This is a genomic window from Mesorhizobium amorphae CCNWGS0123 (assembly GCF_001686985.1).
Taxonomy (GTDB): domain Bacteria; phylum Pseudomonadota; class Alphaproteobacteria; order Rhizobiales; family Rhizobiaceae; genus Mesorhizobium; species Mesorhizobium amorphae.
In genome coordinates, this window is record NZ_CP015318.1 from 3,334,667 (window position 1) to 3,361,261 (window position 26,595).

Consider the following 26,595-nt stretch of genomic DNA (forward strand, 5'->3'; position numbering starts at 1 on the left):
GCCAGGCTTCGATAGCTGGATCGCGTACTGGCGTGGAAAAATGAGGACATAACGCTCATGTTGTTGGCGGTTGGGCTCTCGACAAGCATCGCCTTTAACCGGGACTCAATGCTCAGGGGGGCATCGAGTTCTTAGAACATCGACAAATCCCTCACAACCTCAAAGCGGTTCTCATTACCGCATCTCTTGCGGCTGATCTCGCGCGGCGATCCCCGTGCGCGTCAAAGGCCATCATCAAACCGCATTGCGGACAACGGACGCCAAGAGGCTCCCACGGCCTCACGCGCTGCTTGCGCTCGTCGTCAAATCCAAAGGCTGGCTCCGAAGCCCCGATCCACCGGAATCCGCTAAGCAAGCTGGGCGCTGCAGGGCCGAACTCCCCGCTGAAATGTGCTTGATGCCGGAAGGATGAACGGGTAACTCCGACGGCCATGGAGCCCCGGCAGACATTCCCGATGACAGACATGCCGCGAGCCTTCGCCGCGGTCTGTCATGCCATCGCGCAGCGTGTGGGCTTGCCGACCGCTGGACAGCTGTCTGGCGTCCGGCGTGGCGATTTCGGCCGCGGACTCTGAGATGCCGGCCGACGCCACAGAGCCGCTGATCCTTTTCTACACGACGCTTTTCGGCAAGCCCGTCGACATCGCCTCCATCCAGTGCGACCTTCCCGGGCGCTGGACACTGGACAAGCGTCGCATTGCCGAGGCGGCGGCGGTGGTTTTCCACATTCCGGACTATCGCGAGATCGGCGATGCCTGGAAATATCCCGGCCAGTACTGGATCGGCTGGACGATGGAGAGCCGGCAGAACTACAAGCGCTTCGCCGACCCGGACTACATGCGCCATTTCGACTTCACCATGACGCATGAGCGCCGATCGGATATCTGGACGCCCTATCTTCCTCGCGCATGCTGGTGGGATGAGGTTTTGGCAAAACCGGTCGCGGCCAAGACCGAAGCGGCTCCGCTCGTGCTTTTCCAATCGGCGCCGCTGAACCATAGCAGGCGCGTCGACCTGGTGAGCGAGCTTGCCCGCCACATCGGCGTCGATTCCTACGGGCGGCATTTCCGCAACCGGACGATCGAAGGCCCCGATCTCGGGCGGACGACGAAGATCGAGACCGTTTCGCGCTACAGGTTCTGCCTGGCGCTGGAGAACTCGAGCGAGACGGACTACGTCACCGAAAAGATCTTCGATGCCTTCGAGGCCGGCACGGTGCCGGTCTATCTGGGTGCGCCGAATGTCGACGAATACGTGCCGCCGAATTCCTACATCAACGCGGCCGACTTCAGCGATGCGGCCGATCTGGCGGCATATCTGCGCCATCTGGTCGAAACGCCGGACGCCTTCGAGGCCTATTTCGCCTGGCGCTCGCTGCCGCTGCCCGAGCGCCTTGTCGCGCGCATGGAAGAAGTGGAAGCATCCGGATTCTGCCGGCTGATGAAGCTCGTGCATCAACAGATGCAGCGCCGCCCCGCCCCACAAGCGGGACGGGCCCGGCTTCCCTTCGGCTTGCGGTCCTATCTCAGGACGCGGCTGCGCAAATGGAGAAAGAAGGTTTCAGCCTGAAGGCGGCGAAAGTATCGGCGCAAGGGTTCCGCCTTGCCGGTGACTTGTCCGCTAGAGCGCGTCGCGGCTGAAGGGATTGAGGCGGCGCGCTTCAAGCGGCTGCCTGCGGGCCGTGTCGCCGGTGCCCGTGCATTCCGAGCAGTGGACAGTCGTACCGGGGCATATGTGGCGATGCGTGCCTGCGGGACAGCAATGTCCGTTCGAGGCGCGCCATCGCGGACACTCGAAAATCCTGCCGGTGCCGCCACAGCCTTGGCACTCGCCCGCTTCGGAAAACAACAAACTCATCTCGCCCAAACCCGGCGCTGTCTCCCAAGCGCCAATCCCCAAGCCGATAGTGCGACGAGCCCCACTCGCCGTTCGTCAAGCTTAGGCAAGGGTAATTAAGGTTTCTCTAAAACACCAATTCTTTTCCGAGGCCCCGGCCGGAAATCCACTGCCTGGCGCGGCGCGGCGTATCGAACAGCGCGTTTGCCGACAATTTTCGGCCACCACTGCGCGACCATTTCTTCCCCCACAACCTCAAGAGGTTTCCATGGACCGCAACTTTGCGCGGGCGCTTGCGCTCGTCTTGAAATCCGAAGGCGGCTGGTCGGACAATCCGGCCGATCCGGGTGGCGCCACCATGAAGGGCGTCACGCTTGCCAATTTCCGCCGCTATGTGAAAGCGGATGCCACCAGGGCCGACCTCAGGAAGATCAGCGATGAACAGGTCGGCACCGTCTATCGACGCTTCTACTGGGATGCCGTTGCCGGTGCCGAGCTTCCGGGTGGCCTCGACTACGCGGTGTTCGACTTTGCCGTGAACAGCGGGCCGGGCAGGGCGGCGAAATACCTGCAGGCGATCGTCGGAGCCAACCAGGACGGCAGAATCGGTCCGGCGACGCTGAGCGCCGTGAAGGCGAGACCCGCCGGCGCTGTCATCGACGCGCTCTGCGATGCCCGGCTGGCCTTCCTGAAGCGGCTGCCGACCTGGCCGACCTTCGGCAGGGGCTGGAGCGAGCGGGTCGGCTCGGTTCGCACGCAGGCGCTGTTGCTTTCGGCGGCCGCGCCGCCTCCAGATGATCCGTCTCTTGCACCCCGGCGGGCCCAGTCATCGGACGCTTCGCCGGCGCCTGCTGCTGCTCCGGCCGTTCCGGGCGCGGCTGTCGGGCGCAATGCGTTCTGGCGCCTGGTTTCGGCGATTTTCAAATTCATCCTTGGAGGCAAGCCAGCATGATTGCCGTCATCATCCGCATTGCGCTGCGCTACGGCGCCGGCATCCTCGTCGCACGCGGCCTGATTGGCGCCGGCGATGCCGCCGTCCTGTCCGCCGATCCCGAGATCCAGATGGCGCTCGAGACCGGCGTCGGCCTGGCGCTCAGCGCCGCCACCGAAGCCTGGTACGTGCTGGCGCGAAAATTCCACTGGTTGAAGTGAGGAGACGCGAAATGGTCGAGATCTTCACCGAGCTCATCCGCCAGGCGTTGCCCTGGGCTATCGGCGCGTTGCTCGTCGCCGGCGCGATCGTCGTGTGGTGGCTGTCATGACGGCATTGCTCTCCTTCTTCCTCGGCAACCCGACGATATCCGCTCTGCTGGCGTCGGTGGTTGCCGCACTTGGCTGGGGTCTCCACCAGCGGCTGGCCGGCGCCAGTGCGGAGCGCGCCAGGCAGGCGGCCAAGGAGGCTGCGGCGCGCGACATCGCCGACCATGTCGACAACGATATCGGCGCGCTAAGCGCCGACACAGTCCGAAAGGAGCTGAAATCATGGGCAAGGGACTGATCCTCGCACTACTGGTGCTTGTCGCGTTTGTCGTCGCCGGCTGCACGTCCGCCTTGGGCGGCTTCTGCGCAGTCTCTTCGCCGCTGCGCCTGTCGGCCAAGGCCGTCGACGCGTTGTCCGGCCAGGAGGCGAGGGCGTTGCTTTCGCACAATCGCAAGGGCCAAAAGCTCTGCGGCTGGAGGCCGTGATGCACGATCTGTTCGATCTCCTCGGCATCAAGGGGCCGGTGGTGGCCGCCGGCCTTGCCGGCGGCGTGCTCAGGGCGCTGTCGCGCCATCGCTACAAGCTGCGCGAGATGGTCGCCTCGCCGATCTGCGGCGCGCTGGCGGCAGCCTATCTCACGCTGCCGGTCGTATCGTATTTCAAGGCAACCGGCCTGCCGATCCCCGATCCGGCCGACGACACCACCACGCTCGCCGCCGCCTTCCTCGTCGGCGTCTCGGCGATGTGGATCTCCGACATCCTCTTCGAGGTCATCGTGCGAAGGTTCAAGGCGGCGGCCAGGGAGGAGTGACACGCGCGTCGATGGCACCCGGACATTCGCGACTGGACGAAAGCCGCGACAATGCCCACCTTAGGGGAAATCCTAAGGAGACATGCTATGGCGACTTCCACCGAACGCGCAGTCCTTGCCGGCGGCTGCTTCTGGGGCATGCAGGACCTGATAAGGCGCTATCCCGGCGTGATCTCGACCCGCGTCGGCTACAGCGGCGGCGACGTGCCCAACGCCACTTACCGCAACCACGGCACCCATGCCGAAGCGATCGAGATCATTTTCGATCCCGCCCGGATCGACTTCCGGACCCTGCTCGAATTCTTCTTCCAGATCCATGATCCGACAACCAGGAACCGCCAAGGCAATGATGTCGGCATGAGCTACCGTTCGGCGATCTTCTACACCAGTCACGAACAGCGGCGCATTGCCGAAGACACCATCGCCGACGTCGATGCCTCGGGGCTGTGGCCGGGCAAGGTCGCCACCGAAGTCGCGCCTGTGGGTGACTTCTGGGAGGCCGAGCCAGAGCATCAGGACTATCTGGAGAAATATCCCAACGGCTATACCTGCCATTTCGTCAGACCGGGCTGGAAGCTTCCGGTTCGCGAAAAGGCTGCTTCATAGGCCCGATCGGCGCGCGGCGAATTTCCCTGCCATCGCCGGAACATTAGACGACGCTAAGAGTTCTTTTTCCGGCAGCGCGCAACGGGTATGCTGCCTGATCGGGACCGGCATCCCGGTCGGCCCGCGTCTTCTGCGAGAGGCGCGGGCTTGCTTGTGTCGACGATCAGATTCCGACCGCCGATACCACCAGGATCCCGCCCGTCGTGCTGAAAGGCACGGCGGGCTTTTTGCGTTTCAGGGGTTCGGCAACGCTCCGCGTCCGCACCGGACTGCTCGCCCGGATACTCGGTCGGCCTCAGCCTTTGGCTCGGCGGCTTTCGGTCTCGTGGCTGCCGATCCAGTGCGCGCGGATGCGGTCGCTGGTTTCAAGGTAAGCCATGTCGATCAGATAGGTCAGCAGCTTCTCGCCATCGGCCTCGGCCTTCTGGCGCAATTCCCGCAATATTCCCTGCGCGAACTGCAGGTTTTCCATTTTGCTAGGCTGGTCCATCGGTGCCCCCAAAGTCTGCAAATGAATTCTGTCTGACTGTGCTTGCATGAAGATTGTAGTGGAACTCACGGCGAAGCTGTACTCGGTTGCAACAGCGGCTGATCAGCGAAGCTGTTGGACATTTTTCGGAAATGTCGATATTTTGCGCGACCAATCGGACCGCGACCATGCACGAAGACGAGGGCAGCACTCCCGACAAGTTGCAGGCCATGCTGGATGTGATCGCCAGAAGCGGTAACTCGACTCAGAGTGCGCGGGCCGATGTCGGCAAGCTGAAGGCGGATGCCGCTACGGCAGCCGCGGTGTTGGTCGAATTTTACGGCGACAGGGCCCTGGAACGTGCCAGGCTGCTGGAGAGCCGCTCGCCCCAGTCCCATTTCGCTCGCATGGTGACCGCCGAAGTCAGCAGGCACGGCAAGGTCCCGCCCAGAAGCTAGCAAGGTTTGCGCTAGGACGATTTGCGCCTCCTTGATCCGCCGCCGCCAAGGCGTTGCTGCACTTCGTCCTGGGCATTGTCCAGAAGATAGCCGAGCAGATCCTGCCCGATAGATTGCGAAATTTCCTTGGCCTGCTCGATAAGGCTGTGGATCTCGCACAGCGAGGCCTCCTCGCTATCGGCTTCCCGCGTGAGGTCGACGAACCAGCCGGGATACAGAGCCGCTTCCCCGAGATTGTCGACATAGCACTGGCCAACGGACAGGATCTTGCGAAGCCCCATCTTTTCCGAGCGCACCATGTAGACCTCGCGGAAGCTCGATCTCCGCTCCACCGCCCTGCGGATCGCCGTATGGACCCTCAGGCGATCCTTGGCCTCGATGCTTTGCATGCATCTTTCGAGCGATGCGCCGTGGGAAAATTCTTCAAGCGTCAGCCCGAAATAGTCGGAAAGATTGGCGTCACCGTAGACCCGGTCACGCTTGATATCCCAGGTCCAGAACCCATCGATCGGTGGATATCGCCGATGAACTCCGCGACCACGTTCAAGTGCCGACTCCATGAAAACCGCCCCGTTCGGTTTCAAGATTCGCAACACTATGTAGCAAAAGCCTAAAGAAACAAAGGTGGCCTTTTGTACAAGCCCAGCAAGACTCTCCACGCCAACTCGACCACGTACTTGAGTAGGATAGTTGACATATCCAGGAGATATGAACCCGGGGGAATTTTCTTTCATTAAAAGAATATATGATCTGGTAGCGCAACCACAACTTGGTAATTCACCAGATAACCAAACCGCTTGAGTCGCAAAATAATACTAAAAGTTGTACGAATCGCCGGTCAAGAATAGGTTTAGGCATTCTTAAAGTTTTGCGAGGCCGACGCGGCAATGCTGGAAGTGTTGCCTGAGCCGCGCCGGCCAAAGCGGGTTCCAAAGGTCCACCGCAAGATGATTCTTAGCTGACCATCACCACCTCGGCAAAGCGACCGCCGGTTGCAAAATGCGGCATCGGCCTGCCGTGCTGGGTTAGAGGGGGCCGCTGCTGCATGCTAGGCCGACTTGAGCAACTGGCGGATGCCGGCTGACAGCGGCTCGCCGGCGTCCGGCCTGCCTGTCGGGCCGTCAACGCCGCTCTCGTCGTCGAAGCGGTCATGCTCGAACTGCGGGGCCTCGGGCAGGGGCTGCAACCAGTGCTCGCGCCGGCTGATCCAGAGTTCGTAGCCCGGCTGCAGTTCGGTCGGCGCCACGTCGAGACTGCCGATCATCACTTCGACCTCGTCCTCGCCGACCGAGGTGACGCGCCCGCCGCAAGTCGGACAAAAGCTCCTGCCGCCGTAGGTGCTGACGATCCCGGCCGTCTCGAACGCTTCGAGCGGCCACACAGCGAAAGCCGAATAGGCCGATCCGCTGGTCTTGCGGCAATCCTTGCAATGGCAAAGCCCGACGCGAAGCGGTTCGCCGATCACCGAGAACTGGACACCGCCGCACAGGCAGCTGCCGCTTCGCCTGAAATCGCTGGACATGGCTGTTCCTCCTGCCGGCGCCCTCCTCAAGCCTGCTGCGACATCGCGCCGGAATGTCTGCCCGAATCAATTCGCACGAGGCGTAACGGTTCCACGCCTACATGCGGGCAGGGGGCGAGCGCGCATCAATTCGGGAAATCGAAAACCGGCTCCTGGCGGCGATAGAGGCGGCACTGCCGTCGCGTGCCGGCACGGCGGCGCCGGGTCGGCACCTTCGGCCAGTCGCATTCGTTGCCGAACTGGCGCGCGTGGTCCGGCACTGGCGCGTCAAAGTTTCAAGGGCGCAAAGCGCGCCCGGCGCTTTCGCTTTGCCGGATGCTTGCTAAAGATGAAGCGAAATGTCTGCCGGGCCGAGTCTGTCGAGGCAGGGACTGACGAGCTTGGACGGAACTTCTGCCAATGACATTGACGGGCGTGGCCGCACTTCTGATCCTGGTCCTGACCTATGCCGGCGTCGCCGTCGGCCGCATCCCCGGACTGCGCCTCGACCGGGCAGGGATCGCGCTGCTCGGCGGCGCGGCGATGATCGCCGTCGGCGCGCTCAGCATGGAGGACGCCTATCGCGCCATCAATTTCGACACCATCACATTGTTGCTCGGCATGATGATCGTAGTGGCGCATCTGAAGGTCTCGGGTGCCTTTCGCGCTCTCGGCGGCTTCGCCATCGAGCACGCGCACGCGCCGTTCATGCTCCTGGTGATCTTGACGCTTCTGACCGGTGTGCTCTCGGCGTTCCTGGTCAATGACGCGATCTGCCTGGTGATGGCGCCGATCGTCGTCCACGTCACCCGCGTCATCAACCGCAATCCGATCCCCTATTTGATCGCCACCGCCACGGCCTCCAACTGCGGCAGCGTCGCCACCATCACCGGCAATCCACAGAACATGGTCATCGGTGCGCTGTCGGGCATTTCCTACCCGGCCTTTTCGGCCGCACTGGCGCCGGTTGCGTTGTTCGGCCTTGTCGTCGTCATCGTCATCGTGCGCATGGTCTACCGGGCCGAATTCGCGCGCACGGCCGAGCTAACACCCGAAGTCTATCGTGGCCGCATGCTGCCGGGGCAGGTGCTGAAGGCCGTGGTCGTCTGCATCGGCCTGGCGATCGCCTTCTTCGCCGGCGTGCCCGTCGCCAAAGCGGCGCTGATCGGCGGCGCCATCCTGCTGCTCACCCGCGCCATCAAGCCTGCCCGCATCTACCGTGAGATCGACGGGCCGCTGCTGTTCATGTTCGCCGGCCTGTTCATCGTCGTTGCCGGTGCCGAAAAGACGCTGCTGACATCAGACATGATCGCCTCGGCAAAGGACCTCGGCCTGGATCACGTCTGGCGGCTCTCCGGCTTCACCGCGGTGTTGTCCAACATCATGAGCAATGTGCCGGCCGTGCTGGCGCTGCGGCCGTTCATCCCGGGCTTGGAAAACCCCGAGCGCGCCTGGCTGGTCGTGGCCATGAGCTCGACGCTGGCCGGCAATTTCACGCTGCTTGGCTCGGTCGCCAATCTGATCGTCGCCGAGCAGGCGCGGCGCGCCGGCACGCCTTTGTCTTTCGGGGCGTTCTTCAAGGTCGGCCTGCCGCTGACGCTGGTCACCCTTCTCGCCGGCACGGCCTGGCTGGCGCTTTAGGCAAGGGGCGTCAAGCGCCCGAGCCTGCGCGATCAGTCCTTGTGCCGGGATCGTGCCCGGACGAGCGTCGCTGCGGCGCGTCCGGCTGCCTCGACATAGTCGGGGTTGCGGTGGATCAGCATGATCGAGAAGGCGCCGTCCATCAGCAGGACGATTTCGCGCGCCAGCACTTGCGGCTCGCCGACGCCATGGCCCGAGAGTTCGCCGGCCAGCCAGGTTTCGAAATTCTTCTTGTGCCGCGATCCAGCCTTGACTGCCGGGTGCCCGGGCATTGCGGCCAGTTCCGCCGCCGTTCGCAGGAAACCGCAGCCTTTCCATTTCGGGTGCCGGGCCACGCGCGCCAGATTGGTGAAGATCGCTTCGACCTTGCGCTCAATGCTACCTTCCGCCGCCTCGAACCAGCCGGCCATCTGCTTGATGTTCGGCTGGTCGCGGCTATCGAGATAGGCGGCGATCAGATCGTCCTTGCTCTTGAAGTGATAGTAGAGCGTGCGTTTGGTAAGGCCGGCTTTTTCAGCCACGGCGTCGACGCTGACGCGGCCGATTCCTTCAGCATAGAAGAGCTTCGTCGCAGCATCGACGATGCGTTTGCGGGTAGGGCTGGCGAGGTCGGTCATGCCGCTATGTATACCGACTAGTGAATATACAGACAATCCGAAAGCTGATCCCCTGCGGCCCTTCCATGCAGGAGGTGAAAGACATGACCGAGCTTGTGCTTTGCGAAACCCGCGACCGCGTCGCGGTGCTGACGCTCAATCGCCCCGAGAAACTCAACGCCTTGAATTATGCTTTGATCGACCGCCTGCTTGAAATCCTCGATGCGATCGAGACCGACGATGCCATCGGCGCCGTCATTCTCACAGGAGCAGGAGAGCGCGCCTTCTCCGCCGGTGGCGACATTTCCGAATTCTCGGCCAGCGTGGCGCTTGGCGCCGATGTCGCCTTGCGCGACTTCGTCATGCGCGGCCAGCGGCTGACGGCGCGGCTGGAAGCCTTCCGCAAGCCCGTCATCGCCGCCGTCAACGGCCTCGCCTTCGGTGGCGGCTGCGAAATCACCGAAGCCGTGCCACTTGCCATTGCCAGCGAGCGAGCCCTGTTCGCCAAGCCCGAGATCAGGCTTGCCATGCCACCGACCTTCGGCGGCACGCAGCGCCTGCCGAGGCTCGCCGGTCGCAAGCGAGCACTCGAACTGCTGTTGACCGGCGAGACGTTTTCGCCGCAGCGCGCGCTCGAACTCGGCCTCGTCAACCAGGTGGTGCCGCACGCGGAACTGATGTCGGCCGCACTTGATCTCGCCCGTCGCATTGTCAGGCACTCGCCAGCGGCGGTGGCGAGCATACTCACCGCGGTGGCCCGCGGCCTCAACCAGAGCATTGCCGAAGGTCTGCTGGTCGAGGCCGAGCAATTCGCCCGCATGGCCGCGACTGCCGACCTGCGCGAAGGGCTGGATGCCTGGATCGGGCGGCGCAAGCCGGGCTTTGGCGGCTCGTGGACGCACGTCACGCGGCCGGACGAGGCGAGGCGAGCCTCATTGGCGCTGGATGAGCCTGGCGCACAGGATCAGGGCGCCGCCGCGACACGACCTTTCATGTCGGTGTGGAAGCGGCAGAAATAGTCCACCTCCGATAGGCGCTGGGCGGGTAGACCTAATTTTCCTAAGCCTAGGCGCTAGAACTACTCGCTTGCGCATTGGCGACCGGCGGCTCCACCTTAGGCTCCATTCGCAGCCGCATTGTCGGCGGTTGGCAAAGGAGGCATCGATGGTCGCTCTCGCTCGCAGGCCCTGGGTTCCATCGCTCTGCGACGAATTTGCCCAGCAGCTGGCGCAGAAGACGAGCGGTCAGAAGACCGACGCCGTCATGGCGGCGATCAACAGCGGGATCGAGCTGAACCGGTCGATCCACGATGCGGACTGCATCAACCTCAACCCGGCGACCAATGTGATGAACCCGAAGGCCGAAGCGGCACTGGCTTCCGGCCTGGGATCGCGCCCGTCGCTGGGCTATCCCGGCGACAAATATGAAATGGGATTGGAGGGTGTCGAGCAGATCGAGGTGATCGCCGCCGAGTTGGCGGCCGAAGTTTTCGGCGCCAGCTATGCCGAGATCAGGGTGCCGTCCGGCGCCATCGCCAACCTCTATGCGTTCATGGTTGCGGCTCGGCCGGGCGACGGGATCATCGTCCCGTCGCCGGCGATCGGCGGCCATGTAACCCACCATATGGCCGGCTGCGCCGGGCTTTACGGGCTCGACATCCACACCGCACCGGTTGATGCCGACGGCTACACTGTCGACGTCGGCAAGCTGCGCGACATGGCCAGATCGGTAAGGCCGAAGATGATAACCATCGGCAGCAGCCTCAATCTTTTGCCGCATCCCATTCGCGAGATCCGGGGGATCGCCGACGAGGTCGGCGCGCTGGTTCTCTTCGATGCGGCGCATCTGTGCGGGATGATTGCCGGACACGCCTGGCAGCAACCCCTCCAGGAAGGCGCCCATCTGATGACGATGAGCACCTACAAGAGCCTTGGCGGACCGCCTTCGGGCCTGATTGTCACCAATGACGCCGCAGTCGCCGAAAAGCTCGACAGGATCGCCTTTCCCGGCATGACCGCCAACTTCGATGCCGCCAAGTCGGCCGCTCTGGCGATCACGCTTCTGGACTGGAAGGACCACGGCAGGGCCTACGCCGCGACGATGGCACGAACCGCAAGGGCGCTGGCGGATGGTCTTGCCGATCGCGGCCTGCCGGTGTTTTCGACCGGCAAGGGCTACACGACATCGCATCAGTTCGCCATCGAGGCGGCCGGGTTCGGCGGCGGCCAGGCGGCAGCGAAGAAGCTGCGGCAGGCCAACATCCTGACTTGCGGCATCGGCCTGCCCATCGACTCTGTCGACGGCGACATGAACGGGTTGCGCCTCGGCACACCCGAGATCGTCCGCTGGGGCATGACCGAAGACGACATGCCGGAACTTGCGGCTCTCATCGCCAGGGCGCTGCGCGGCAATGACGCCAGCGAACAGGTCGCGGCGGATGTCACGGCATTCCGGCGTCGGTTCAACAAGCTTCATTTTGTGAACTGACGCCTGAAGCGGCGGGAAAAAGCCCGCCTTTCTCTAAAAAACAGGGGAATGAAAATGCGCATGATCGTGCAGATGATGACTGCTGCCCTATTGACTGCCGCGACTGTCGGTGCCGCGAGGGCGGATATCGTGTTCGGCGTCGCCGGACCGATGTCGGGACCGAATGCCGCTTATGGAGAACAGTATCGCGTCGGTGTCGAAACGGCTGTCGAGCGCATCAACGCCAATGGCGGCGTCCTCGGCCAGAAGCTCGCTGTCTCTGTTGGCGATGATGTCTCCGACCCGAAGCAGGGCGTTTCGGTCGCCAACAAATTCGTCGCCGACGGCGTACGCTATGTCGTCGGGCACTATAACTCGGGCGTAACCATTCCGGCTTCCGAGGTCTACGCCGAGAATGGGGTTCTGTTCGTCACGCCGACGGCCACCAACCCGATGGTGACCGAGCGCGGCCTGTGGAATGCCTTCCGCGCCTGCGGCCGCGACGACCAGCAAGGCATCATTGCCGCCAAATTCATCCTCACCCGCTTCAAGGACAAGAAGATCGCGATCGTCGACGACAAGTCGACGGCGGGCAAGGGCCTCGCCGACGAGATGGCCAAGGCCTACAATGCAGGCGGCGGCAAGGAAGTGCTGCACGAGGAGATCAACCCCGGCGAGAAGGACTACAGCCCGCTCGTCGCCAAGATCAAGCAGTCGGGCGCCGACCTCGTCTACTACGGCGGCCAGCACACCGAGGCCGGCCTGATCGTGCGGCAGATGCACGACCAGGGCGTCACCACGATCCTGATGGGTGGCGACGGCATCTCCAACAGCGAATTCGGCGCCATCGGCGGTGACGGTGCCGCCGGAACCCTGATGACGTCGTTCCCCGACCCGGCAACATTCACGGAAGCCAAGGATGCCGTCGCCGACCTGAAGGCCAAGAATGTGCCGACCGAGGCGGTGACCCTCTATGCCTACGCAGCAACGCAGATACTTGCCGAGGCCATCGCCAAGGCCAAGGCCGACGATCCCAAGGCGGCGTCCGATTACCTCCATTCCGGTGCCGGCATCTCGACTGTGCTCGGTTCGATTTCCTATGACGACAAGGGGGATATCAAGCAGCCGGGGTTCGTCGTATTTGAGTGGCAGAAGGTCGACGGCAGGCTGACCCCGGTGGCCCTCAAATAGAAACACCACGTCGGCGGCCGCACATCGGCCGCCGACGTTTTCCGGGAACGGACGATGGCCGTCAATCCGCCGCGACCTCGAATGCCGCCGCTCAATGCCTTGCGGGCCTTCGAGGCGGCCGCCCGCCACCAAAGCTTCGCCAAGGCGGCGGACGAGCTTGGCGTGACACCGGCGGCGGTGTCGCATCAGGTCAAGGCGCTGGAGGCATGGCTGGGCTCGTCGTTGTTCGTCCGCCACCCCCAAGGGCTGCATCTGACCGAAGCCGGCCGTGCCGCCCTGCCGGCCTTCTCCACAGCCTTCGACGCCATGGGCCTTGCCGTCCAGGAACTGCGCATCTCGGCGCCGAGGCCCCAGGTCAGCATCGCCGCATTGCCGTCGATCGCCCAGCTTTGGCTGGCGCCGCGCCTGCCGGCGCTACGCGCCGCGCATCCAGCGCTGCGCCCATCCATCCATGCGCTGGAGGAGGCGCCGGATTTCAGGCGCGAGCCCTTCGACCTCGCCATCTTCCTGACCAGGCATGCCCCAGCCGGCAGCCGCGCCTTCAAGCTTTGCGACGATGTCATCTTTCCGGTCTGCGCACCGGCATTGGCCGGGCTGCTGAAAACACCAGTCGATCTCTCATCACAGCTTCTGCTGTGGGACACCACCTGGACCGGCGACTGGAGCCTGTGGTTCGAGGCTGCCGGGCTGAAAAGTCCGTCGATCGAGTCCGGCTCCGAGTTTTCGCTCTACAGCATGGCGCTGCAGGCGGCCATCGACGGTGCCGGCGTGTTGATGGGGCATGAAGCCTTGGTGTCGCGCGCGCTTTCTGCAGGTTCGCTGGTTGCGCCGTTCCCGGAGCGGCGCGTGCCCACCGGCCTCAGCCTCTCGATCCTTGCGCCGGACCGCCCGCCCGCCCAGGCCGCGCAGATGATCGACTGGCTGCTTGCGCAGAGCGCAGCGAGCCAGGGCTGATTTGATGGCAACCGGCGGCAACAAGCGATGGCTTCGCCGCCGGTCTCAAACGCATCACGGCGCCACGTCCAGATGGCCCTTCATGTTGGGGTGGAAGCGGCAGAAATAGTCGACAGCTCCCGCCTTCTCGAGCGTCATCCGCCCTTTCGACTCAGGCGGGATCATCACCTCCCAGTCGCCTTTCACCGTGGCCGTGTGGGCAAACGCATCCTTGTTCACCCATTCGATCGTGTCGCCGACCTTCGCCTCAATGCTTGCCGGCGTGAAGACGAGCTTGTCGATCGTCACCTCGATCGTGGCGGCCAGCGCCGGGCTGGCGACGAGCGCCAGCGCCAGAGCGCCCGCGAGCGAGCATATCGGCATGCCGGCTTTCATTTCAGCATGCCGGCGACATGCTCGGCATGCTGCTGATGGCCCTGGAAAATCTTCAGACCGGTTTCGAGCAGGCTTTTCAGTTCGGCATTCTCCGCCGAGGGGATCAGCAGCGTTTCGAGCGCGCCGTTGACCTGCTTGTGGTAGGCAACCTCGTTGGCGACATAGGCCTTGTCGAAGGCTGCACCCTCGAGCTTGGCGAGCTTGGCGCGTTCCTCTTCCGCCGCCTTGCTCAGCGCCTGGCTGGTGGCGTTGTCTTCGGGGGTGACCTTCAGCTTCTTGACCAGGTCGAGCGCCTGCACGTTCACCGCTTCATGGTCGCGCACCATGTCGTTGGCGAAATCGACGACCTCCTTGGTCTTCGATTTCTCGATCGCCAGCTTGGCCGCCTCGACGTCGATCACGCCTGCCGTGTAGGCGATGTGGGCGATCTGCGGGTCGGTCGGCTTGTCGGCTGCCTGTGCGAAAGGGGTTGCGGAAACCAGAAGCAGCGCGACCAGCGCGGCCAGGGAAGCAGTGTGTTTGATAGACATGGCATCTCCTTTGCCCGGGATGCGCAATCGCACCGGACTTCGTTTTCGGTTGACGATGATTGGATGCGGGCCGACGGCAAACGTTCCCGAGAAACGGCGAAGCTCAGCCTTCCAGGCCGAGCCTTCTCATCACCGCCTCGGTGAGCCGCTCGCAGCGTCGGCCGGCGAAGGGGAAGGCATCGAGCAGCACCGGGCCGATCTCGTCGTCCAGCGCCTTGCGCACCAAAGCACGCGCCCGGTGCAGCCTGGTCTTCACAGTCTCGGGCCGCACGCCGAGCAGGTCGGCGGTTTCCTCGATGCTCAGGCCCTCGATGACGCGGGCGACGAAGACGGTTCGGTAGACGTCTGGCAGGCTGTCGGTCGCCCGTTCGACCAGCCCGAGGATCTGCCGCTGCGCCATCGTCCGCTCCGGATCGTCGCTTGGGTTAAGGGGAAACCGGATGATCTGCGCTTCCGGGTTTTCAGGCATCGCCACGGTACGCCGCCGCTTGCGCAGGCGCCCGAGCGCCTCGTTGATGACGATGCGCGACAGCCAGGTGGTTAAAGAGGCATCGCCACGAAAGGTGCCGAGATTGGCAAAGGCGCTGACATAGGCCTCCTGTACGATGTCCTCCGCCTCGGCGTCGTTGCGCACGACGCCGCGCGCGATGCGGTAGAGCTTCTGGTTATGCGTCTTGATGATGGCGCGGAAGGCATCCGGTTCTCGGGCCAGTGCGCGGCGCACCAGTTGCATGTCGCTGGACAGGACGTCAGGTGCAGAAACTGCGACCGCTGGCATTGCGAGTTTTCCCATAGCGACCCGATCTCCAACGCTTGATCGGGACATTGGATGCGCCTGCAGGCAAAAGGTTCCCGACCTTTTCCACGCGCGGAAGGCTATCCTACAGCCATGGCCAGCGCCTTGTCTGTGGTCTGCACCCGCGCGGCCGCCGCCAGCAGGTCGGTCTGGGTGATCAGGCCGAGAATATGCCGCTCGCCGTCGACGATGACCACGGCATGGCTGCGCCCGTCGGTCAGCACGGGAAGCAGGCTCATCGCCGGCGTATCGGGCGAAGCCGTACCGGCCTTGGACATCACGCCCTTCACCGTATCGGTGGCCCTTGTCAGCTCGCGCAGCCCGACAGCGCCGACCAGCCTTGCCTCGGTGTCGATGACAGGCAAGGTGCGGATGTTGTGGTCGAGGAGCAGCCGGCGCGCCTGATCGGCGGTGTCATCCTCATGCACCGAGACCACGTCGCGCGACATGATGTCCTCGCACAGCAAGGTCCGGTGCGTACGCACCATCGCCTGCAATTCGACCTGCCGCAGCAGCCTTTCGAGGTCGTTGCGGTCGATGTCGAAGGTCTCGTGCAGCGCGCCCAGCGCGGCATCGATGTCTTCGGGCCGAAAGCCGACACGCTCCTGGGGCGGCGGATCGATTGTCCCATGCGGGCTTTTCGGGGCAGGGGCCGGGACATGCGGATAGCTGCGCCGCGATAGCCTGTGGAAGCCGTAGCCGAGCGCGACCAGCACGATCGAGTTCAGCGCCACCGGAACGAAAGGAAACAGGAAACCGGCCGCGGTAACCGCCGGTCCACCGAACACGGCCGTCAGCGCGGCGGCCCCACCCGGCGGATGCAGGCAGCGCGCGAACGACATGGCGGCGATGGCCAGTGCCACCGCAATGCCGGTGGCAAGCGCCGGTTCATGGATGAAATGCGCCACGATCACACCGACCAGTGCCGAAATGGTATTGCCGCCGATGATCGACCACGGCTGCGCCAGCGGGCTTGCCGGCACGGCGAACAACAGCACGGCGGAAGCGCCCATCGGCGCCACCAGCAGTGGCACATGCGGGCCGTTGCCAAGCACCAGGCCGCCGATCGCGCCCGTCAGCGCAATGCCGATCGTCGCGCCGATACAGGCGATGAGGCGTTCGCGCAGCGTCGCGCCGGCGAGAATGGGAACGAAGAGGCGAAAGGCCATGGCAAGCTCTGGAAAGGGTGCGGCACTGCTCGAAGCGCCCGCAATGGTGCCGGACGGGCCAAGTTGGAAGCCAAATCAATCCGAAAAATCGCGGATTACGGAAATAACATTGCGCAAGGTCCGCCAACCCCGGCTTTGCGACATGGGCCGTCTCGCGACGGCCTTCCGGCCGTTCCTTTCAGGATGTTGCACCGGTTTTCCGATTCACCGTGGCAAGTGTCGGAATCAGATGGCGGCGGCCGCCTCCAGCCCGCGCTTAATATCGGCCTTGAGATCCTCGACATCCTCGAGCCCGATCTGCAGGCGGATCAGCGGCCCGTCATAAGGACCCTTGGCAATCTTGCGGTCGCCGAGGAAGACCGGCACTGCAAGGCTCTCATAACCGCCCCAGGAATAGCCGAGGCCGAAGATTTTCAGCGCGTCGAGGAAGGCGTGCTGCTGCCTCTGTCCGCCGCCTTTGAGCACGACGGAGAAGATGCCGCTCGAACCGCAGAAGTCGCGCTTCCACACAGCGTAGTCGGGATGGCTGGGCAGCGCCGGATGCAGCACGCGCGCTACGCCTGGTTGGCCCTCCAGCCAGGCGGCGATGGCAAGCGCGCTTTTCTGGTGATGCTCCAGCCTGACCCCCATGGTGCGCAGGCCGCGCAGCACCTGATAGACGTCGTCCGGTCCGGAACAGCAGCCCAGCGTGCAGAAACCTTCATAGAGCTGTTTCCAGCACGCTTCGTTGGCCGAGACGGTACCGAGCAGCACGTCGGAATGACCGGCCGGATACTTGGTCGCGGCGTGGATCGAGATGTCGACGCCATGGTCGAGCGGCTTGAAATACAGCGGCGTCGCCCAGGTATTGTCCATCATGACAATGGCGCCGGCCGCACGCGCCGCCTTGGCGATGGCCGGTATGTCCTGCACCTCGAACGTGTTGGAGGCAGGCGATTCCGTGAACACCACTTTTGTGTTTGGCTTGACCAGCGCGGCGATGCCGGCGCCGACATGCGGATCGTAATACTCGACCTCGACACCCAGCCGCTTCAGCATCGTGTCGGCGAAATTGCGCGTCGGATGATAGACGGAATCGACGATCAACAGGTGATCGCCCGCCGAAACAAAGGTGAGCAGCGGTATCGTCACGGCCGCCAGTCCCGACGGCACGACGATCGTGCCGGCCGAGCCTTCCAGCGCGTCGACGGCCAGAGCCAGCGCGTCGGTGGTCGGCGTGCCGCGCGTGCCATAGGTGTATTTCTGGCTGCGCGCCGCCATCGAGGCCGCATCGGGATAAAGCACCGTCGAGGCATGCACGACAGGCGGATTGACGAAGCCGAAATAGTCGCGCGGGTTGTTGCCCGAATGGGCAAGCCGCGTGTTGATGCCCATTTCGCTGCCGTCTTTCGCCATTGTTCTTGTCGTCCTTGGTCACGTGGGGAGGGCGCTAGCCATAGTGCGGCGGCACCGGCGGCGCAACCGGCCGAGACCCGCCAGCCGGCAGTCTTCGGATATGCCAATTCACGGCGGCAAAAGCGGTGAGGTCTCGCGTGGGATTCCGGCAGCGTGTCGGTCAGTGCCTCGCCGGCTGCTATCCGGTCTCCGCCGATCGGCCTATTGTCGGTGGCCGCGAAAGGCATATACTTGAATTCTAATATTTATCGCCGGATTGCCCGATCAGAACGGCCGGACGTAGCCGGTTACATTCCTGGTCCCTAATCCGGATATCGCGCTCACAGAGCATGAGCGCGGCAACAGGGGAGCAATGTCATGGCTGACGTCAAATGGATGATCAAGGCGCGCGAATTCGTCAACTGCAACTGCGCCTATGGCTGCCCCTGCCAGTTCAACGCCCTGCCGACGCACGGGTCCTGCCGGGCTGTGGTCGGCGTGGAAATCGAAAGCGGCTATCACGGCGACACCAAGCTGGATGGCTTGCGCTTTGCCGGGGTCTTCCGCTGGCCTGGCGCGATCCACCACGGCAAGGGCGAGGCGGCGGTGGTCATCGACGAGCGGGCGACCGAGGCTCAGCGCACAGCGCTGCTTCGCATTCTCAGCGGTGAGGACACCGAACCCGGTGCGACCATATTCCAGGTCTTTTCGACCACGCTGGAGACGGTCCACGATCCGATCTTCGCGGCCATAGACTTCGAGGTCGACATCGATGCCCGAACGGCTCGTCTGGACGTGCCCGGCGTGACCAAGGGCCATGGCGAACCGATCAAGAATCCCGTCACCGGCAACGAGCATCGGGCGCGCATCGATCTCACGCACGGTTTCGAATATGCGCTCGCCGAGGTCGGGCGCGGCTGGACCAAGACTTCCGGCCCGATCAAATTCGAACTGGCTGATTCGCACAGCCATTTTGCCAATTTGCATCTCTCGCAAAGCGGCATCGTGCATTGATCTGACCCGATGAGCGACACAGCCCTGGAGGCGGTGCTGCGGCGCGACCGTGCGGTCGTGGCGGTCGCGCTCATCCTGATCGCCGGGCTCGCCTGGGCCTATGTCTTGTGGCTTGCTGCCGACATGGCCATGCCTGCCGCGACTGCTCCGGTCGCGGGCGGCGACATGGCCGGCATGGATATGTCCGGTATGGACATGTCGGGCATGGATATGGGCACCACGGCAGCACCGGGTTTCCGCGCCTGGGCGCCGGCCGACTTCGCCTTCATCTTCACCATGTGGGCCGTGATGATGGTCGGCATGATGACGCCGTCGGTTGCTCCGATGCTGCTGCTCTACGCCGGCGTCGGCCGCAAGGCCAAGGCCGGCGGCCGCCCGATCGCCTCGACGGCATGGTTCTTTACCGGCTACCTCCTCGTCTGGATTGCCTTCAGCGTTGCCGCGACCGGCGCGCAGTGGCTGCTTGCTCGCCTCGCATTGCTCAGCCCGATGATGGCCGCCAACAGTGCGGTTTTCGGCGGCGTGATTCTGATCGCTGCCGGCCTCTATCAATGGACCCCGATCAAGGGCGTCTGCCTGCGGCAATGCCAGGCGCCGATCGCGTTTTTGAGCAGCCATGGCGGTTTCCGCTCCTATCCGCTTGGCGCGCTTCGGCTCGGCGTCGAGCACGGCGCCTATTGCCTCGGCTGCTGCTGGGCGCTGATGGCGCTCCTCTTCGTCGGCGGTGTCATGAACGTCCTGTGGATTGCCGGCATCGCAATCCTCGTTCTTCTCGAAAAGACCATGCCCACCGGGCAATTGATTCCGCGCATCTCCGGCGCGCTGATGGCGGTAATCGGTGCGTGGCTGCTCGTACGGGCGCTTTGAACAGGCGTTTCCCGTCCTCCGGTTCATCGCGTGATCAAGCCAGCGACGCAAAGCAAATCCAGATCTCGGATTTCGCCGCTGCGGCGAGGATTTGCGATGATCGGACTTTGCCGGCTTTGTATGCGGTGCTGACCAATTTGCGGGCGGCCTTGTATGCAATTCAGGCATTTGCGGCAATTGGTTTTCAAACGCATTCGAATTCGGTCATTTCCCTTGACCTCACAGGAATAATCGCCTTCGATGCAGTTCGTGAATGGGAGGCAGCGCGTCGGTTGCGATGCGGGGTTCCGGTAGTGGGCCGGAATGGGAGCTGTATTCACGCACGGGAAAAGATCAGGTTTTGCCTGAGAAACAGGGGCACCTGTAAAACAGAAAAGGGTCTGTGGGTTATGAAACACATTGCAATCGGCATTCTCGGCGCCGCCGCGCTTGGATTGACGGCTACGGCCGCTTCGGCCGGCACGCTCGACACCGTCAAACAGAAGGGCTTCATTCAGTGCGGCGTGTCGACCGGCCTGGCCGGCTTCTCGGCGCCCGACGACAAGGGTGACTGGCAAGGCATCGACGCGGACTTCTGCCGCGCAGTCGCCGGGGCTGTCTTCGGTGATGGCACCAAGGTCAAGTTCACGCCGCTCAGCGCCAAGGAACGCTTCACTGCGCTGCAGTCGGGCGAAGTCGACATCCTGTCGCGCAACACCACCTGGACCATCAATCGCGATACCGCGCTCGGCCTGAACTTCATCGGCGTCACCTATTATGACGGCCAGGGTTTCATGATCAACGCCAAGAAGCTGCCGGGCGTGAATTCGGCACTGCAGCTTTCGGGCGCCGCCGTCTGCGTGCAGAGCGGCACCACCACCGAACTCAACCTTGCCGACTATTTCAAGTCGAACAAGATGGAGTACAACCCGGTCGTCTTCGAGAAGCTGGAAGAGGTCAACGCCGCCTATGACGCCGGCCGTTGCGACGTCTACACCACCGACCAGTCGGGCCTCTATGGCATCCGCCTGACGCTCGGCGCACCCGCCGACCATGTCGTGCTGCCCGAGATCATCTCCAAGGAGCCGCTCGGACCGGCCGTGCGCCAGGGAGACGATCAGTGGTACCACATCGTCAAGTGGACCTATTTCGCGCTCCTGCAGGCAGAGGAACTCGGCATCACCAAGGCCAATGTCGAGGAGATGAAGACCTCCGACAATCCCGAGATCAAGCGTGTCCTTGGCCAGGAAGCAGACACCAAGATCGGTACCGATCTCGGCGTCTCCAACGACTGGGTCGTGAACATCGTCAAGGCAGTGGGAAATTACGGCGAAATGTTCGAGCGCAATGTCGGCTCGGGCAGCCCGCTCAAGATCGCGCGCGGCATCAACGCGCTGTGGACCAAGGGCGGCCTGCAATACGCTCCGCCGATCCGCTGATCGAAATGTGATCCGGAAGGCAGATCCTCTGCCTTCCGGTTTCTCTTTCCAGGGGACGGGTCGCATGGCATCGCAGGAAATTCTTCGCGAGGAGCCAAGTCGGGCTTCCTTCATCAATGATCCGAAAGTGCGCAGTCTTGTCTTCCAGGCTGTGGTGGTCGTCGTACTGGGTGCCCTAGTCTGGTGGATCGTCCAGAATACCATCGACAATCTGCAGCGCCTGCACATTGCATCCGGCTTTGGCTTCCTCAGGGGACGCGCCGGCTTCGACATCTCAGACAGCGCCATCGCTTACACATCGGATTCGACCTATGGCCGGGCGATCGTCGTCGGCTTCATAAACACGCTTATCGTGGCCGCAGCAGGCATCGTCACGGCAACCATCATCGGTTTCATCGTCGGTGTCGGCCGGCTGTCGCGCAATTGGCTGATCCGTAAGATCTGCATGGTCTACGTCGAGGTGTTCCGCAACATCCCGCCACTGCTGGTCATCTTCTTCTGGTATTCCGGCGTGCTGTCGGTGCTGCCGGCGCCGCGTGACAGCTACCACCTGCCGTTCGGCTCCTTCCTCAACCAGCGCGGCTTCTATTTTCCGCGCGCCATGTGGGGCGAAGGCTCCTGGCTGATCCTGGTTGCGTTCCTTGTCGGCATCGCCATGGCGTGGTTCGTCGCCCGCAAGGCGCATCAGCGGCAGATGGCGACCGGCCAGCAATTCCCGGTGTTCTGGACATCGCTGGCGCTGGTCGTCGGCCTGCCGGTGCTCGCCTATGCGCTGAGCGGCTTTCCGCTGAGCTTTGATTTTCCCAAGCAATCGACCTTCAACTTGACCGGTGGCTTCCAGGTCAAGCCCGAGTTCCTGTCGCTCTATCTGGCGCTGTCCTGCTACACGGCAGCCTTCATTGCCGAGATCGTGCGCGCCGGCATCATGGGCGTCAGCAAGGGCCAGACAGAGGCGGCCGGCGCGCTGGGCGTAAGGCCAGGGTCGATCCTGCGGCTCGTCGTCGTTCCGCAAGCCATGCGCATCGTCATCCCGCCGCTGACCAGCCAGTATCTCAACCTGACCAAGAACTCCTCGCTGGCCATCGCCATCGGCTATCCCGATTTGACGGCGACAGCCGGCACCGTGCTGAACCAGACCGGCCAGGCGATCGAATGCGTGCTGATCATGATGGTGGTTTACCTCGTGCTCAGCCTGGTGACCTCGGCGGTCATGAACGTGGTCAACGCCAGAATGGCGCTGGTGGAGAGGTAGGGCCATGCAGGAACACGACACATCCTGGGTGCGCACCGAAATGGCGCTGGCGCAACCGGCCCCGGCCGGGGTGCGCGGGCTTGGCGCTTGGGTGCGCACAAACCTGGTCGGTTCGGTTGGCGACACCATCCTGACCGTCATCGGCATTGCGCTTGTCGTGATGATCGTACCGCAGGTCGTCAGCTGGGCCTTCCTCAACGCCCAGTGGACGGGACCGGACCGCACCGTTTGCGCCACTGTGGCGCAGGGCGGCATCCAGCCGGATGGCTGGAGCGGCGCCTGCTGGGCCTTCGTCAACGCCAAGTTCGGCCAATTCATGTTCGGCCGCTATCCGATCGAAGAGCGTTGGCGGCCGATCCTCGTCGCCATCCTGTTCGTGGCGCTGTTGGTGCCGCTGCTCATTCCGCGTGTACCGCGCAAGGGGCTGAACGCCATTCTATTCTTCGGTGCGTTGCCGGTCGTGGCTTTCATCCTGCTCATCGGCGGCATGTTCGGCCTGCCGCATGTCGAGACCTCGCTGTGGGGTGGGCTGCTGGTGACGCTCAGCCTGTCCTTCGTCGGCATCGCCGTCTCGCTGCCGCTCGGCATCGTACTGGCGCTTGGCCGGCGCTCGAAAATGCCGATCATCAAGACGCTGTGCGTGATCTTCATCGAGACGGTGCGCGGTATTCCCCTGATCACCGTCCTGTTCATGGCCAGCGTCATGCTGCCGCTGTTCCTGCCGGAGGGTGTCACCTTCGACAAATTCCTGAGGGCGCTGATCGGCGTGTCGCTGTTTGCCGCAGCCTACATGGCCGAAGTGGTGCGCGGCGGACTGCAGGCAATCCCGAAGGGCCAGTATGAAGGCGCCGATTCACTCGGCCTCGGCTACTGGCAGAAGATGAACCTGATCGTGCTGCCGCAGGCGCTGAAGCTGGTCATTCCGGGCATCGTCAACACCTTCATCGGAATGTTCAAGGACACCAGCCTGGTTTCGATCATCTCGATGTTCGACCTGCTCGGCGTGGTGAAGCAGAATTTCTCGGACGCCAACTGGGCGACACCGCAGACGGCTCGGTCCGGCCTGATCTTCGCCGCCTTCGTCTTCTGGCTGTTCTGCTTCGGCATGTCGCGCTATTCAATGTTCACGGAACGCCGGCTCGACACCGGCCACAAACGCTAAGAACAAAAAAGGGAACCTGCCATGACCACTGAAAACGCCGTCAGTGCGGAAGAGATCAAGGTCAACGCCGCCAAGATGCATATCTCCACCACCGATGTCGCCATCGACATCATCGGCATGCACAAATGGTATGGCGAGTTCCATGTGCTGAAGGACATCAACCTCAAGGTGATGCGCGGCGAGCGCATCGTCATCTGCGGTCCGTCCGGCTCCGGCAAGTCGACCATGATCCGCTGCATCAACCGGCTGGAGGAGCACCAGAAGGGCAAGATCATCGTCGACGGCAAGGAACTCACCAACGATCTCAAGAAGATCGACGAGGTGCGTCGCGAGGTCGGCATGGTGTTCCAGCACTTCAACCTGTTCCCGCACCTGACCATCCTTGAGAACTGCACGCTGGCGCCGATCTGGGTGCGCAAGACGCCGAAGAAGCAGGCCGAGGAAATCGCCATGCACTTCCTCAAGCGCGTCAAGATCCCGGAACAGGCCAACAAATATCCGGGCCAGCTGTCCGGCGGCCAGCAGCAGCGCGTCGCGATCGCGCGTTCGCTGTGCATGAACCCGCGCATCATGCTGTTCGACGAGCCGACCTCGGCGCTCGATCCCGAGATGATCAAGGAAGTGCTGGAGACGATGGTGGGCCTCGCCGAAGAAGGCATGACCATGCTGTGCGTCACCCACGAAATGGGCTTTGCCCGCAAGGTCGCCAACCGGGTGATCTTCATGGACCAGGGCCAGATCGTCGAGCAGAACACGCCGGCCGAGTTCTTCGACCACCCGCGCCATGAGCGCACGAAACTGTTCCTGTCGCAGATACTGCACTGACCGATCCGACACAGATCGAGAAGCCCGGCCGCATCGCGGCCGGGCTTTTTGCGTTTTTGGCGGTCAGGTAATGATCGCCTGCGTTGAAACGCGATGGGACCGCAGAGCCTGATGAGAAAACTCCTGCGCTTTCTGGCCTTGCTGGTCGTCGCGGTTGCGCTTGCCGCAGCACTTGGCACGCTGGTGCCGCGGCCGCTGTGGAGAGCGGCGGCCGCGGCGCCCGCCGGCACGCGTCACATCCTGGTGCTGAACAATCCGATCCACACCGATATCGCCATTCCGGTCGACGACGATGTGCGCCAGCGCTTCCGTTTCCTGGCCGATGCCGGCATTCCGGCCGACGCTCCGGAGGTGCGCTACATCGTCTTCGGCTGGGGCGGCCGCGCCTTCTACCTGGAGACGCCGACCTGGTCTGAACTGAAGGCCATGCCGGTGCTCAAGGCGCTGACGCGTGACGCCTCGGTGATGCATGTCGATATCGCCGGCGCCATCACCGAGCCGCATCCTGACGTCGCCGGCTTCGACGTCGGCGAGGAGCGTTTTGCAGCCTTGCTCGACTTCATCGCCACGAGCTTCCAGCAGGGGCCGAACGGCCCGGTCGTCATCGAGAATGCCGCCTATTCCCGCTTCGATCGATTCTACGAGGCCAACGGACATTTCAACGCGCTGGTCGGCTGCAACACCTGGACGGCGGCAGCCTTGCGCACCGCCGGCTTGCGCACCGGCTGGTGGAACCCGCTGCCGGTGTCGCTGGGATTTTCGATGCGGCTTTATAATTGAAAGGGCCTTGGGCCTTACGCCAGCGCCTCATTCCTTCGCGCCCCCCCGTCGAGCTTTTCATTGCCGTTCGCCAGCCTCCGGCGCTTGCCACCCATAAAGCCAGTCCAAATCCGCCGCGAGCTTCTCCGGCGCCCGCATTTTCAGGAACAGGTTGCGCGCCAACGCCACCGGGCCAGCAGCGTGCCAGGCAAGGCGGTTGACGGCGCCGCGGCGTGCTGCCTTGGCGACACGCGACCGTCGCAGGCCTTCCCAGATTTGAAGACTTCCGGCCAGGTCGGCAGGGGCGGCGGCCATGAAGTCGGCCAGTGTCGCGGCGTCCTCGATCGCCATCGCCGCGCCCTGCGCCGCGAAGGGCGTCATCGCATGCGCGGCGTCGCCGATCAGCGCGATGCCGTCCGGCGCTGTCCAAGGCTGCTTCGGGTCGACCGTATGGATCGGCCAGGCCATCCACGGGCCGGCTTCCTCGGCCAGCCGGGCAAGTGCGGGCGCGGTGCCGCGCATGGCCTCGGTGAGGAGGCCGGGATCGGCAAGGCCCGACCAGGCCTCGGCGATGCGCTCGCCTTTGGTGAAGGCGGCGAGGTTGAAGGCAGTACCCCGGCTGACCGGATAGGCGACTAGGTGGAAACCGGGATGCAGGAAGGTGGTGACCGAGTTCGTTGCGCCCACTGCGGCAAAGGCCCTTCCGGCGACACTGTCGGCCGGCACCGTGGCGCGCCAGGCCAGTTCGCCCGAAAACCGGCTTTTACCGGAAATCGCCTTGTGATCCGGGAACCGCTCCCGAACCTGCGACCAGACGCCGTCGGCGCCGACCAGCAGCGATCCTTCGGCGTCGACGGTCTTGCCGTCGGCTAGAGCCGTCACGGCGATGCCTTGCGGTCCGGTGGCGACGTCGCTGACGCGGGCGCCGGTGACGAGTTCGATCCCCGGCCGTTCCGCCACCTGCGCCATCAGCGCGGCTTGCAGGTCGGCGCGGTGGGCGACGAGATAGGGCGCGCCCCAGCGGCTTTCGGCTGTCTGCCCGAGCGGTACGCGGGCAAGTTCGTGTAGCGTCGCGGCATCCTTCAGCACGACCGCTTCCGGCCGCACCGCGTGCGGCGAGAGCCGGTCAAGCACGCCGAGTTGGCGCAGGATGCGTGTTGCGTTGGGGGAAAGCTGGATGCCGGCGCCGGTCGCTTCGAGCTGTTTGGCCTGTTCGAACAGCTTGACCGGATAGCCGCGTGCGGCAAAGGCAAGGGCTGCGCTCAGCCCGGCGATGCCAGCCCCGGCTATGACGACCTGCCGGGACCGCGGGTCGCTCATGGTG

30 protein-coding genes are annotated in these 26,595 nt (G+C 63.7%); 20 read left to right on the forward strand and 10 right to left on the reverse strand.

The features are described 5' to 3' along the window. The first annotated feature begins 576 nt into the window (after positions 1 to 576). The 7 genes from A6B35_RS15620 (at position 577) to msrA (ending at position 4,454) form a co-directional block, all read left to right on the forward strand. The gene (locus A6B35_RS15620) at positions 577 to 1,569 is read left to right on the forward strand and encodes a glycosyltransferase family 10 domain-containing protein (protein ID WP_006200521.1); all 993 of its coding nucleotides are present in this window, start codon (positions 577 to 579) and stop codon (positions 1,567 to 1,569) included. A 535-nt stretch (positions 1,570 to 2,104) separates the two neighbouring features. Next, complete coding sequence (locus tag A6B35_RS15625) at positions 2,105 to 2,788, forward strand: glycoside hydrolase family 108 protein (protein ID WP_006200520.1); 684 nt, start codon at positions 2,105 to 2,107, stop codon at positions 2,786 to 2,788. After that, a complete protein-coding gene (locus tag A6B35_RS15630; RefSeq protein WP_006200519.1) occupies positions 2,785 to 2,988 on the forward strand; it encodes a hypothetical protein in 204 nt (67 codons plus the stop codon). The genes A6B35_RS15625 and A6B35_RS15630 overlap by 4 nt, the downstream gene beginning before the upstream one ends. Positions 2,989 to 3,094: 106 nt before the next feature. After that, positions 3,095 to 3,334, forward strand: coding sequence for a hypothetical protein (locus tag A6B35_RS15635; RefSeq protein WP_006200517.1), 240 nt, complete (start codon positions 3,095 to 3,097; stop codon positions 3,332 to 3,334). Next, entirely contained in the window at positions 3,319 to 3,522 is a 204-nt protein-coding gene (locus A6B35_RS15640; RefSeq protein WP_006200516.1) for a hypothetical protein, read from the forward strand. The genes A6B35_RS15635 and A6B35_RS15640 overlap by 16 nt, the downstream gene beginning before the upstream one ends. Then, positions 3,522 to 3,848 (forward strand): hypothetical protein, encoded by a 327-nt coding sequence (locus A6B35_RS15645; protein WP_006200515.1) that lies wholly within the window; start codon positions 3,522 to 3,524, stop codon positions 3,846 to 3,848. The genes A6B35_RS15640 and A6B35_RS15645 overlap by 1 nt, the downstream gene beginning before the upstream one ends. An 87-nt stretch (positions 3,849 to 3,935) precedes the next feature. Continuing rightward, positions 3,936 to 4,454 carry a peptide-methionine (S)-S-oxide reductase MsrA gene (msrA, locus tag A6B35_RS15650; protein WP_006200514.1) on the forward strand — a complete coding sequence of 173 codons (519 nt, stop codon included), beginning with the start codon at positions 3,936 to 3,938 and terminating at the stop codon, positions 4,452 to 4,454. 295 nt (positions 4,455 to 4,749) lie between these two features. On the opposite strand, the gene A6B35_RS35590 is transcribed toward msrA, so the two are convergent. Further along, positions 4,750 to 4,944 carry a hypothetical protein gene (locus A6B35_RS35590; RefSeq protein WP_100084745.1) on the reverse strand — a complete coding sequence of 65 codons (195 nt, stop codon included), beginning with the start codon at positions 4,942 to 4,944 and terminating at the stop codon, positions 4,750 to 4,752. 167 nt (positions 4,945 to 5,111) lie between these two features. On the opposite strand from A6B35_RS35590, the gene A6B35_RS15655 reads away from it, so the two are divergent. After that, positions 5,112 to 5,381: a hypothetical protein gene (locus tag A6B35_RS15655; RefSeq protein WP_139032179.1), complete on the forward strand. Its 270-nt coding sequence runs from the start codon at positions 5,112 to 5,114 to the stop codon at positions 5,379 to 5,381. Between the two features lie 11 nt (positions 5,382 to 5,392). On the opposite strand, the gene A6B35_RS15660 is transcribed toward A6B35_RS15655, so the two are convergent. Both A6B35_RS15660 and A6B35_RS15665 read right to left on the reverse strand, forming a co-directional pair. Continuing rightward, positions 5,393 to 6,040, reverse strand: coding sequence for a hypothetical protein (locus A6B35_RS15660; RefSeq protein ID WP_139032178.1), 648 nt, complete (start codon positions 6,038 to 6,040; stop codon positions 5,393 to 5,395). Positions 6,041 to 6,429: 389 nt separating this feature from the next. Continuing rightward, a complete protein-coding gene (locus A6B35_RS15665) occupies positions 6,430 to 6,903 on the reverse strand; it encodes a GFA family protein (RefSeq protein ID WP_006200510.1) in 474 nt (157 codons plus the stop codon). 399 nt (positions 6,904 to 7,302) lie between these two features. On the opposite strand from A6B35_RS15665, the gene A6B35_RS15670 reads away from it, so the two are divergent. Continuing rightward, on the forward strand, positions 7,303 to 8,523 hold the full coding sequence (locus A6B35_RS15670) for an anion transporter (protein ID WP_006200508.1): 1,221 nt from the start codon (positions 7,303 to 7,305) through the stop codon (positions 8,521 to 8,523). A gap of 32 nt (positions 8,524 to 8,555) precedes the next feature. Here the strand turns inward: A6B35_RS15670 and A6B35_RS15675 are convergent, their stop codons facing one another. Continuing rightward, positions 8,556 to 9,140: a TetR/AcrR family transcriptional regulator gene (locus A6B35_RS15675; RefSeq protein ID WP_006200507.1), complete on the reverse strand. Its 585-nt coding sequence runs from the start codon at positions 9,138 to 9,140 to the stop codon at positions 8,556 to 8,558. 83 nt (positions 9,141 to 9,223) lie between these two features. Here A6B35_RS15675 and A6B35_RS15680 point away from each other — a divergent pair, with 83 nt between their 5' ends. The 4 genes from A6B35_RS15680 to A6B35_RS15695 all read left to right on the forward strand — a co-directional run bounded on the left by A6B35_RS15680 (position 9,224) and on the right by A6B35_RS15695 (position 13,730). Further along, positions 9,224 to 10,138 carry a crotonase/enoyl-CoA hydratase family protein gene (locus A6B35_RS15680; protein ID WP_040582155.1) on the forward strand — a complete coding sequence of 305 codons (915 nt, stop codon included), beginning with the start codon at positions 9,224 to 9,226 and terminating at the stop codon, positions 10,136 to 10,138. Between the two features lie 145 nt (positions 10,139 to 10,283). After that, a complete protein-coding gene (locus tag A6B35_RS15685) occupies positions 10,284 to 11,606 on the forward strand; it encodes a serine hydroxymethyltransferase (RefSeq protein ID WP_006200505.1) in 1,323 nt (440 codons plus the stop codon). 48 nt (positions 11,607 to 11,654) lie between these two features. Continuing rightward, complete coding sequence (locus A6B35_RS15690; RefSeq protein WP_006200504.1) at positions 11,655 to 12,776, forward strand: branched-chain amino acid ABC transporter substrate-binding protein; 1,122 nt, start codon at positions 11,655 to 11,657, stop codon at positions 12,774 to 12,776. Positions 12,777 to 12,830: 54 nt separating this feature from the next. Beyond that, positions 12,831 to 13,730: a LysR substrate-binding domain-containing protein gene (locus tag A6B35_RS15695; RefSeq protein WP_040582147.1), complete on the forward strand. Its 900-nt coding sequence runs from the start codon at positions 12,831 to 12,833 to the stop codon at positions 13,728 to 13,730. Between the two features lie 54 nt (positions 13,731 to 13,784). Here the strand turns inward: A6B35_RS15695 and A6B35_RS15700 are convergent, their stop codons facing one another. The 5 genes from A6B35_RS15700 to A6B35_RS15720 form a co-directional block, all read right to left on the reverse strand. Further along, positions 13,785 to 14,105, reverse strand: a complete 321-nt coding sequence (locus tag A6B35_RS15700; RefSeq protein WP_006200502.1) for a cupredoxin domain-containing protein — start codon at positions 14,103 to 14,105, stop codon at positions 13,785 to 13,787. Continuing rightward, positions 14,102 to 14,635 carry a DUF4142 domain-containing protein gene (locus A6B35_RS15705; RefSeq protein WP_006200501.1) on the reverse strand — a complete coding sequence of 178 codons (534 nt, stop codon included), beginning with the start codon at positions 14,633 to 14,635 and terminating at the stop codon, positions 14,102 to 14,104. The genes A6B35_RS15700 and A6B35_RS15705 overlap by 4 nt, the downstream gene beginning before the upstream one ends. A 103-nt stretch (positions 14,636 to 14,738) precedes the next feature. Beyond that, positions 14,739 to 15,413, reverse strand: a complete 675-nt coding sequence (locus A6B35_RS15710) for an RNA polymerase sigma factor (RefSeq protein WP_006200500.1) — start codon at positions 15,411 to 15,413, stop codon at positions 14,739 to 14,741. 98 nt (positions 15,414 to 15,511) lie between these two features. Further along, positions 15,512 to 16,600, reverse strand: coding sequence for an HPP family protein (locus A6B35_RS15715; protein ID WP_006200499.1), 1,089 nt, complete (start codon positions 16,598 to 16,600; stop codon positions 15,512 to 15,514). Positions 16,601 to 16,825: 225 nt separating this feature from the next. Beyond that, entirely contained in the window at positions 16,826 to 17,995 is a 1,170-nt protein-coding gene (locus tag A6B35_RS15720) for a cystathionine beta-lyase (RefSeq protein WP_006200498.1), read from the reverse strand. 357 nt (positions 17,996 to 18,352) lie between these two features. Between A6B35_RS15720 and A6B35_RS15725 the strand changes: the two genes are divergently transcribed. From A6B35_RS15725 to A6B35_RS15755, 7 genes are all read left to right on the forward strand, one after another. Continuing rightward, entirely contained in the window at positions 18,353 to 18,988 is a 636-nt protein-coding gene (locus A6B35_RS15725; RefSeq protein ID WP_006200497.1) for a DUF1326 domain-containing protein, read from the forward strand. Between the two features lie 9 nt (positions 18,989 to 18,997). Further along, positions 18,998 to 19,855: a DUF2182 domain-containing protein gene (locus A6B35_RS15730; protein ID WP_006200496.1), complete on the forward strand. Its 858-nt coding sequence runs from the start codon at positions 18,998 to 19,000 to the stop codon at positions 19,853 to 19,855. A gap of 389 nt (positions 19,856 to 20,244) precedes the next feature. Next, positions 20,245 to 21,273 carry an amino acid ABC transporter substrate-binding protein gene (locus A6B35_RS15735; protein WP_006200495.1) on the forward strand — a complete coding sequence of 343 codons (1,029 nt, stop codon included), beginning with the start codon at positions 20,245 to 20,247 and terminating at the stop codon, positions 21,271 to 21,273. 64 nt (positions 21,274 to 21,337) lie between these two features. Further along, entirely contained in the window at positions 21,338 to 22,525 is a 1,188-nt protein-coding gene (locus tag A6B35_RS15740) for an amino acid ABC transporter permease (RefSeq protein WP_006200494.1), read from the forward strand. 4 nt (positions 22,526 to 22,529) lie between these two features. Beyond that, positions 22,530 to 23,687 (forward strand): amino acid ABC transporter permease, encoded by a 1,158-nt coding sequence (locus A6B35_RS15745; RefSeq protein ID WP_006200493.1) that lies wholly within the window; start codon positions 22,530 to 22,532, stop codon positions 23,685 to 23,687. A 75-nt stretch (positions 23,688 to 23,762) separates the two neighbouring features. Continuing rightward, a complete protein-coding gene (locus tag A6B35_RS15750) occupies positions 23,763 to 24,512 on the forward strand; it encodes an amino acid ABC transporter ATP-binding protein (protein ID WP_006200492.1) in 750 nt (249 codons plus the stop codon). A 111-nt stretch (positions 24,513 to 24,623) separates the two neighbouring features. Then, positions 24,624 to 25,292 (forward strand): TIGR02117 family protein, encoded by a 669-nt coding sequence (locus A6B35_RS15755; RefSeq protein ID WP_040582151.1) that lies wholly within the window; start codon positions 24,624 to 24,626, stop codon positions 25,290 to 25,292. A gap of 57 nt (positions 25,293 to 25,349) precedes the next feature. Here A6B35_RS15755 and A6B35_RS15760 read toward each other — a convergent pair whose 3' ends face one another. Further along, positions 25,350 to 26,591: an FAD-dependent monooxygenase gene (locus A6B35_RS15760; RefSeq protein ID WP_006200490.1), complete on the reverse strand. Its 1,242-nt coding sequence runs from the start codon at positions 26,589 to 26,591 to the stop codon at positions 25,350 to 25,352. Between the last annotated feature and the right edge of the window lie 4 nt (positions 26,592 to 26,595).

What these genes read in the sequence shown, in the direction of transcription:
- A6B35_RS15625 (WP_006200520.1), top strand. Translation starts at nt 2,105, where the DNA reads ATGGACCGCAACTTTGCGCGGGCGCTTGCGCTCGTCTTGAAATCCGAA.
- A6B35_RS15755 (WP_040582151.1), top strand. Translation starts at nt 24,624, where the DNA reads ATGAGAAAACTCCTGCGCTTTCTGGCCTTGCTGGTCGTCGCGGTTGCG.
- A6B35_RS15720 (WP_006200498.1), bottom strand. Translation starts at nt 17,995, where the DNA reads ATGGCGAAAGACGGCAGCGAAATGGGCATCAACACGCGGCTTGCCCAT.
- A6B35_RS15620 (WP_006200521.1), top strand. Translation starts at nt 577, where the DNA reads ATGCCGGCCGACGCCACAGAGCCGCTGATCCTTTTCTACACGACGCTT.
- A6B35_RS35590 (WP_100084745.1), bottom strand. Translation starts at nt 4,944, where the DNA reads ATGGACCAGCCTAGCAAAATGGAAAACCTGCAGTTCGCGCAGGGAATA.
- A6B35_RS15705 (WP_006200501.1), bottom strand. Translation starts at nt 14,635, where the DNA reads ATGTCTATCAAACACACTGCTTCCCTGGCCGCGCTGGTCGCGCTGCTT.
- A6B35_RS15710 (WP_006200500.1), bottom strand. Translation starts at nt 15,413, where the DNA reads ATGCCAGCGGTCGCAGTTTCTGCACCTGACGTCCTGTCCAGCGACATG.
- A6B35_RS15740 (WP_006200494.1), top strand. Translation starts at nt 21,338, where the DNA reads ATGGCATCGCAGGAAATTCTTCGCGAGGAGCCAAGTCGGGCTTCCTTC.
- A6B35_RS15685 (WP_006200505.1), top strand. Translation starts at nt 10,284, where the DNA reads ATGGTCGCTCTCGCTCGCAGGCCCTGGGTTCCATCGCTCTGCGACGAA.
- A6B35_RS15750 (WP_006200492.1), top strand. Translation starts at nt 23,763, where the DNA reads ATGCATATCTCCACCACCGATGTCGCCATCGACATCATCGGCATGCAC.
- A6B35_RS15700 (WP_006200502.1), bottom strand. Translation starts at nt 14,105, where the DNA reads ATGAAAGCCGGCATGCCGATATGCTCGCTCGCGGGCGCTCTGGCGCTG.
- A6B35_RS15665 (WP_006200510.1), bottom strand. Translation starts at nt 6,903, where the DNA reads ATGTCCAGCGATTTCAGGCGAAGCGGCAGCTGCCTGTGCGGCGGTGTC.
- A6B35_RS15640 (WP_006200516.1), top strand. Translation starts at nt 3,319, where the DNA reads ATGGGCAAGGGACTGATCCTCGCACTACTGGTGCTTGTCGCGTTTGTC.
- A6B35_RS15680 (WP_040582155.1), top strand. Translation starts at nt 9,224, where the DNA reads ATGACCGAGCTTGTGCTTTGCGAAACCCGCGACCGCGTCGCGGTGCTG.
- A6B35_RS15735 (WP_006200495.1), top strand. Translation starts at nt 20,245, where the DNA reads ATGAAACACATTGCAATCGGCATTCTCGGCGCCGCCGCGCTTGGATTG.
- A6B35_RS15690 (WP_006200504.1), top strand. Translation starts at nt 11,655, where the DNA reads ATGAAAATGCGCATGATCGTGCAGATGATGACTGCTGCCCTATTGACT.
- A6B35_RS15645 (WP_006200515.1), top strand. Translation starts at nt 3,522, where the DNA reads ATGCACGATCTGTTCGATCTCCTCGGCATCAAGGGGCCGGTGGTGGCC.
- A6B35_RS15715 (WP_006200499.1), bottom strand. Translation starts at nt 16,600, where the DNA reads ATGGCCTTTCGCCTCTTCGTTCCCATTCTCGCCGGCGCGACGCTGCGC.
- A6B35_RS15745 (WP_006200493.1), top strand. Translation starts at nt 22,530, where the DNA reads ATGCAGGAACACGACACATCCTGGGTGCGCACCGAAATGGCGCTGGCG.
- A6B35_RS15670 (WP_006200508.1), top strand. Translation starts at nt 7,303, where the DNA reads ATGACATTGACGGGCGTGGCCGCACTTCTGATCCTGGTCCTGACCTAT.
- A6B35_RS15760 (WP_006200490.1), bottom strand. Translation starts at nt 26,591, where the DNA reads ATGAGCGACCCGCGGTCCCGGCAGGTCGTCATAGCCGGGGCTGGCATC.
- msrA (WP_006200514.1), top strand. Translation starts at nt 3,936, where the DNA reads ATGGCGACTTCCACCGAACGCGCAGTCCTTGCCGGCGGCTGCTTCTGG.
- A6B35_RS15630 (WP_006200519.1), top strand. Translation starts at nt 2,785, where the DNA reads ATGATTGCCGTCATCATCCGCATTGCGCTGCGCTACGGCGCCGGCATC.
- A6B35_RS15730 (WP_006200496.1), top strand. Translation starts at nt 18,998, where the DNA reads ATGAGCGACACAGCCCTGGAGGCGGTGCTGCGGCGCGACCGTGCGGTC.
- A6B35_RS15695 (WP_040582147.1), top strand. Translation starts at nt 12,831, where the DNA reads ATGGCCGTCAATCCGCCGCGACCTCGAATGCCGCCGCTCAATGCCTTG.
- A6B35_RS15725 (WP_006200497.1), top strand. Translation starts at nt 18,353, where the DNA reads ATGGCTGACGTCAAATGGATGATCAAGGCGCGCGAATTCGTCAACTGC.
- A6B35_RS15635 (WP_006200517.1), top strand. Translation starts at nt 3,095, where the DNA reads ATGACGGCATTGCTCTCCTTCTTCCTCGGCAACCCGACGATATCCGCT.
- A6B35_RS15655 (WP_139032179.1), top strand. Translation starts at nt 5,112, where the DNA reads ATGCACGAAGACGAGGGCAGCACTCCCGACAAGTTGCAGGCCATGCTG.
- A6B35_RS15675 (WP_006200507.1), bottom strand. Translation starts at nt 9,140, where the DNA reads ATGACCGACCTCGCCAGCCCTACCCGCAAACGCATCGTCGATGCTGCG.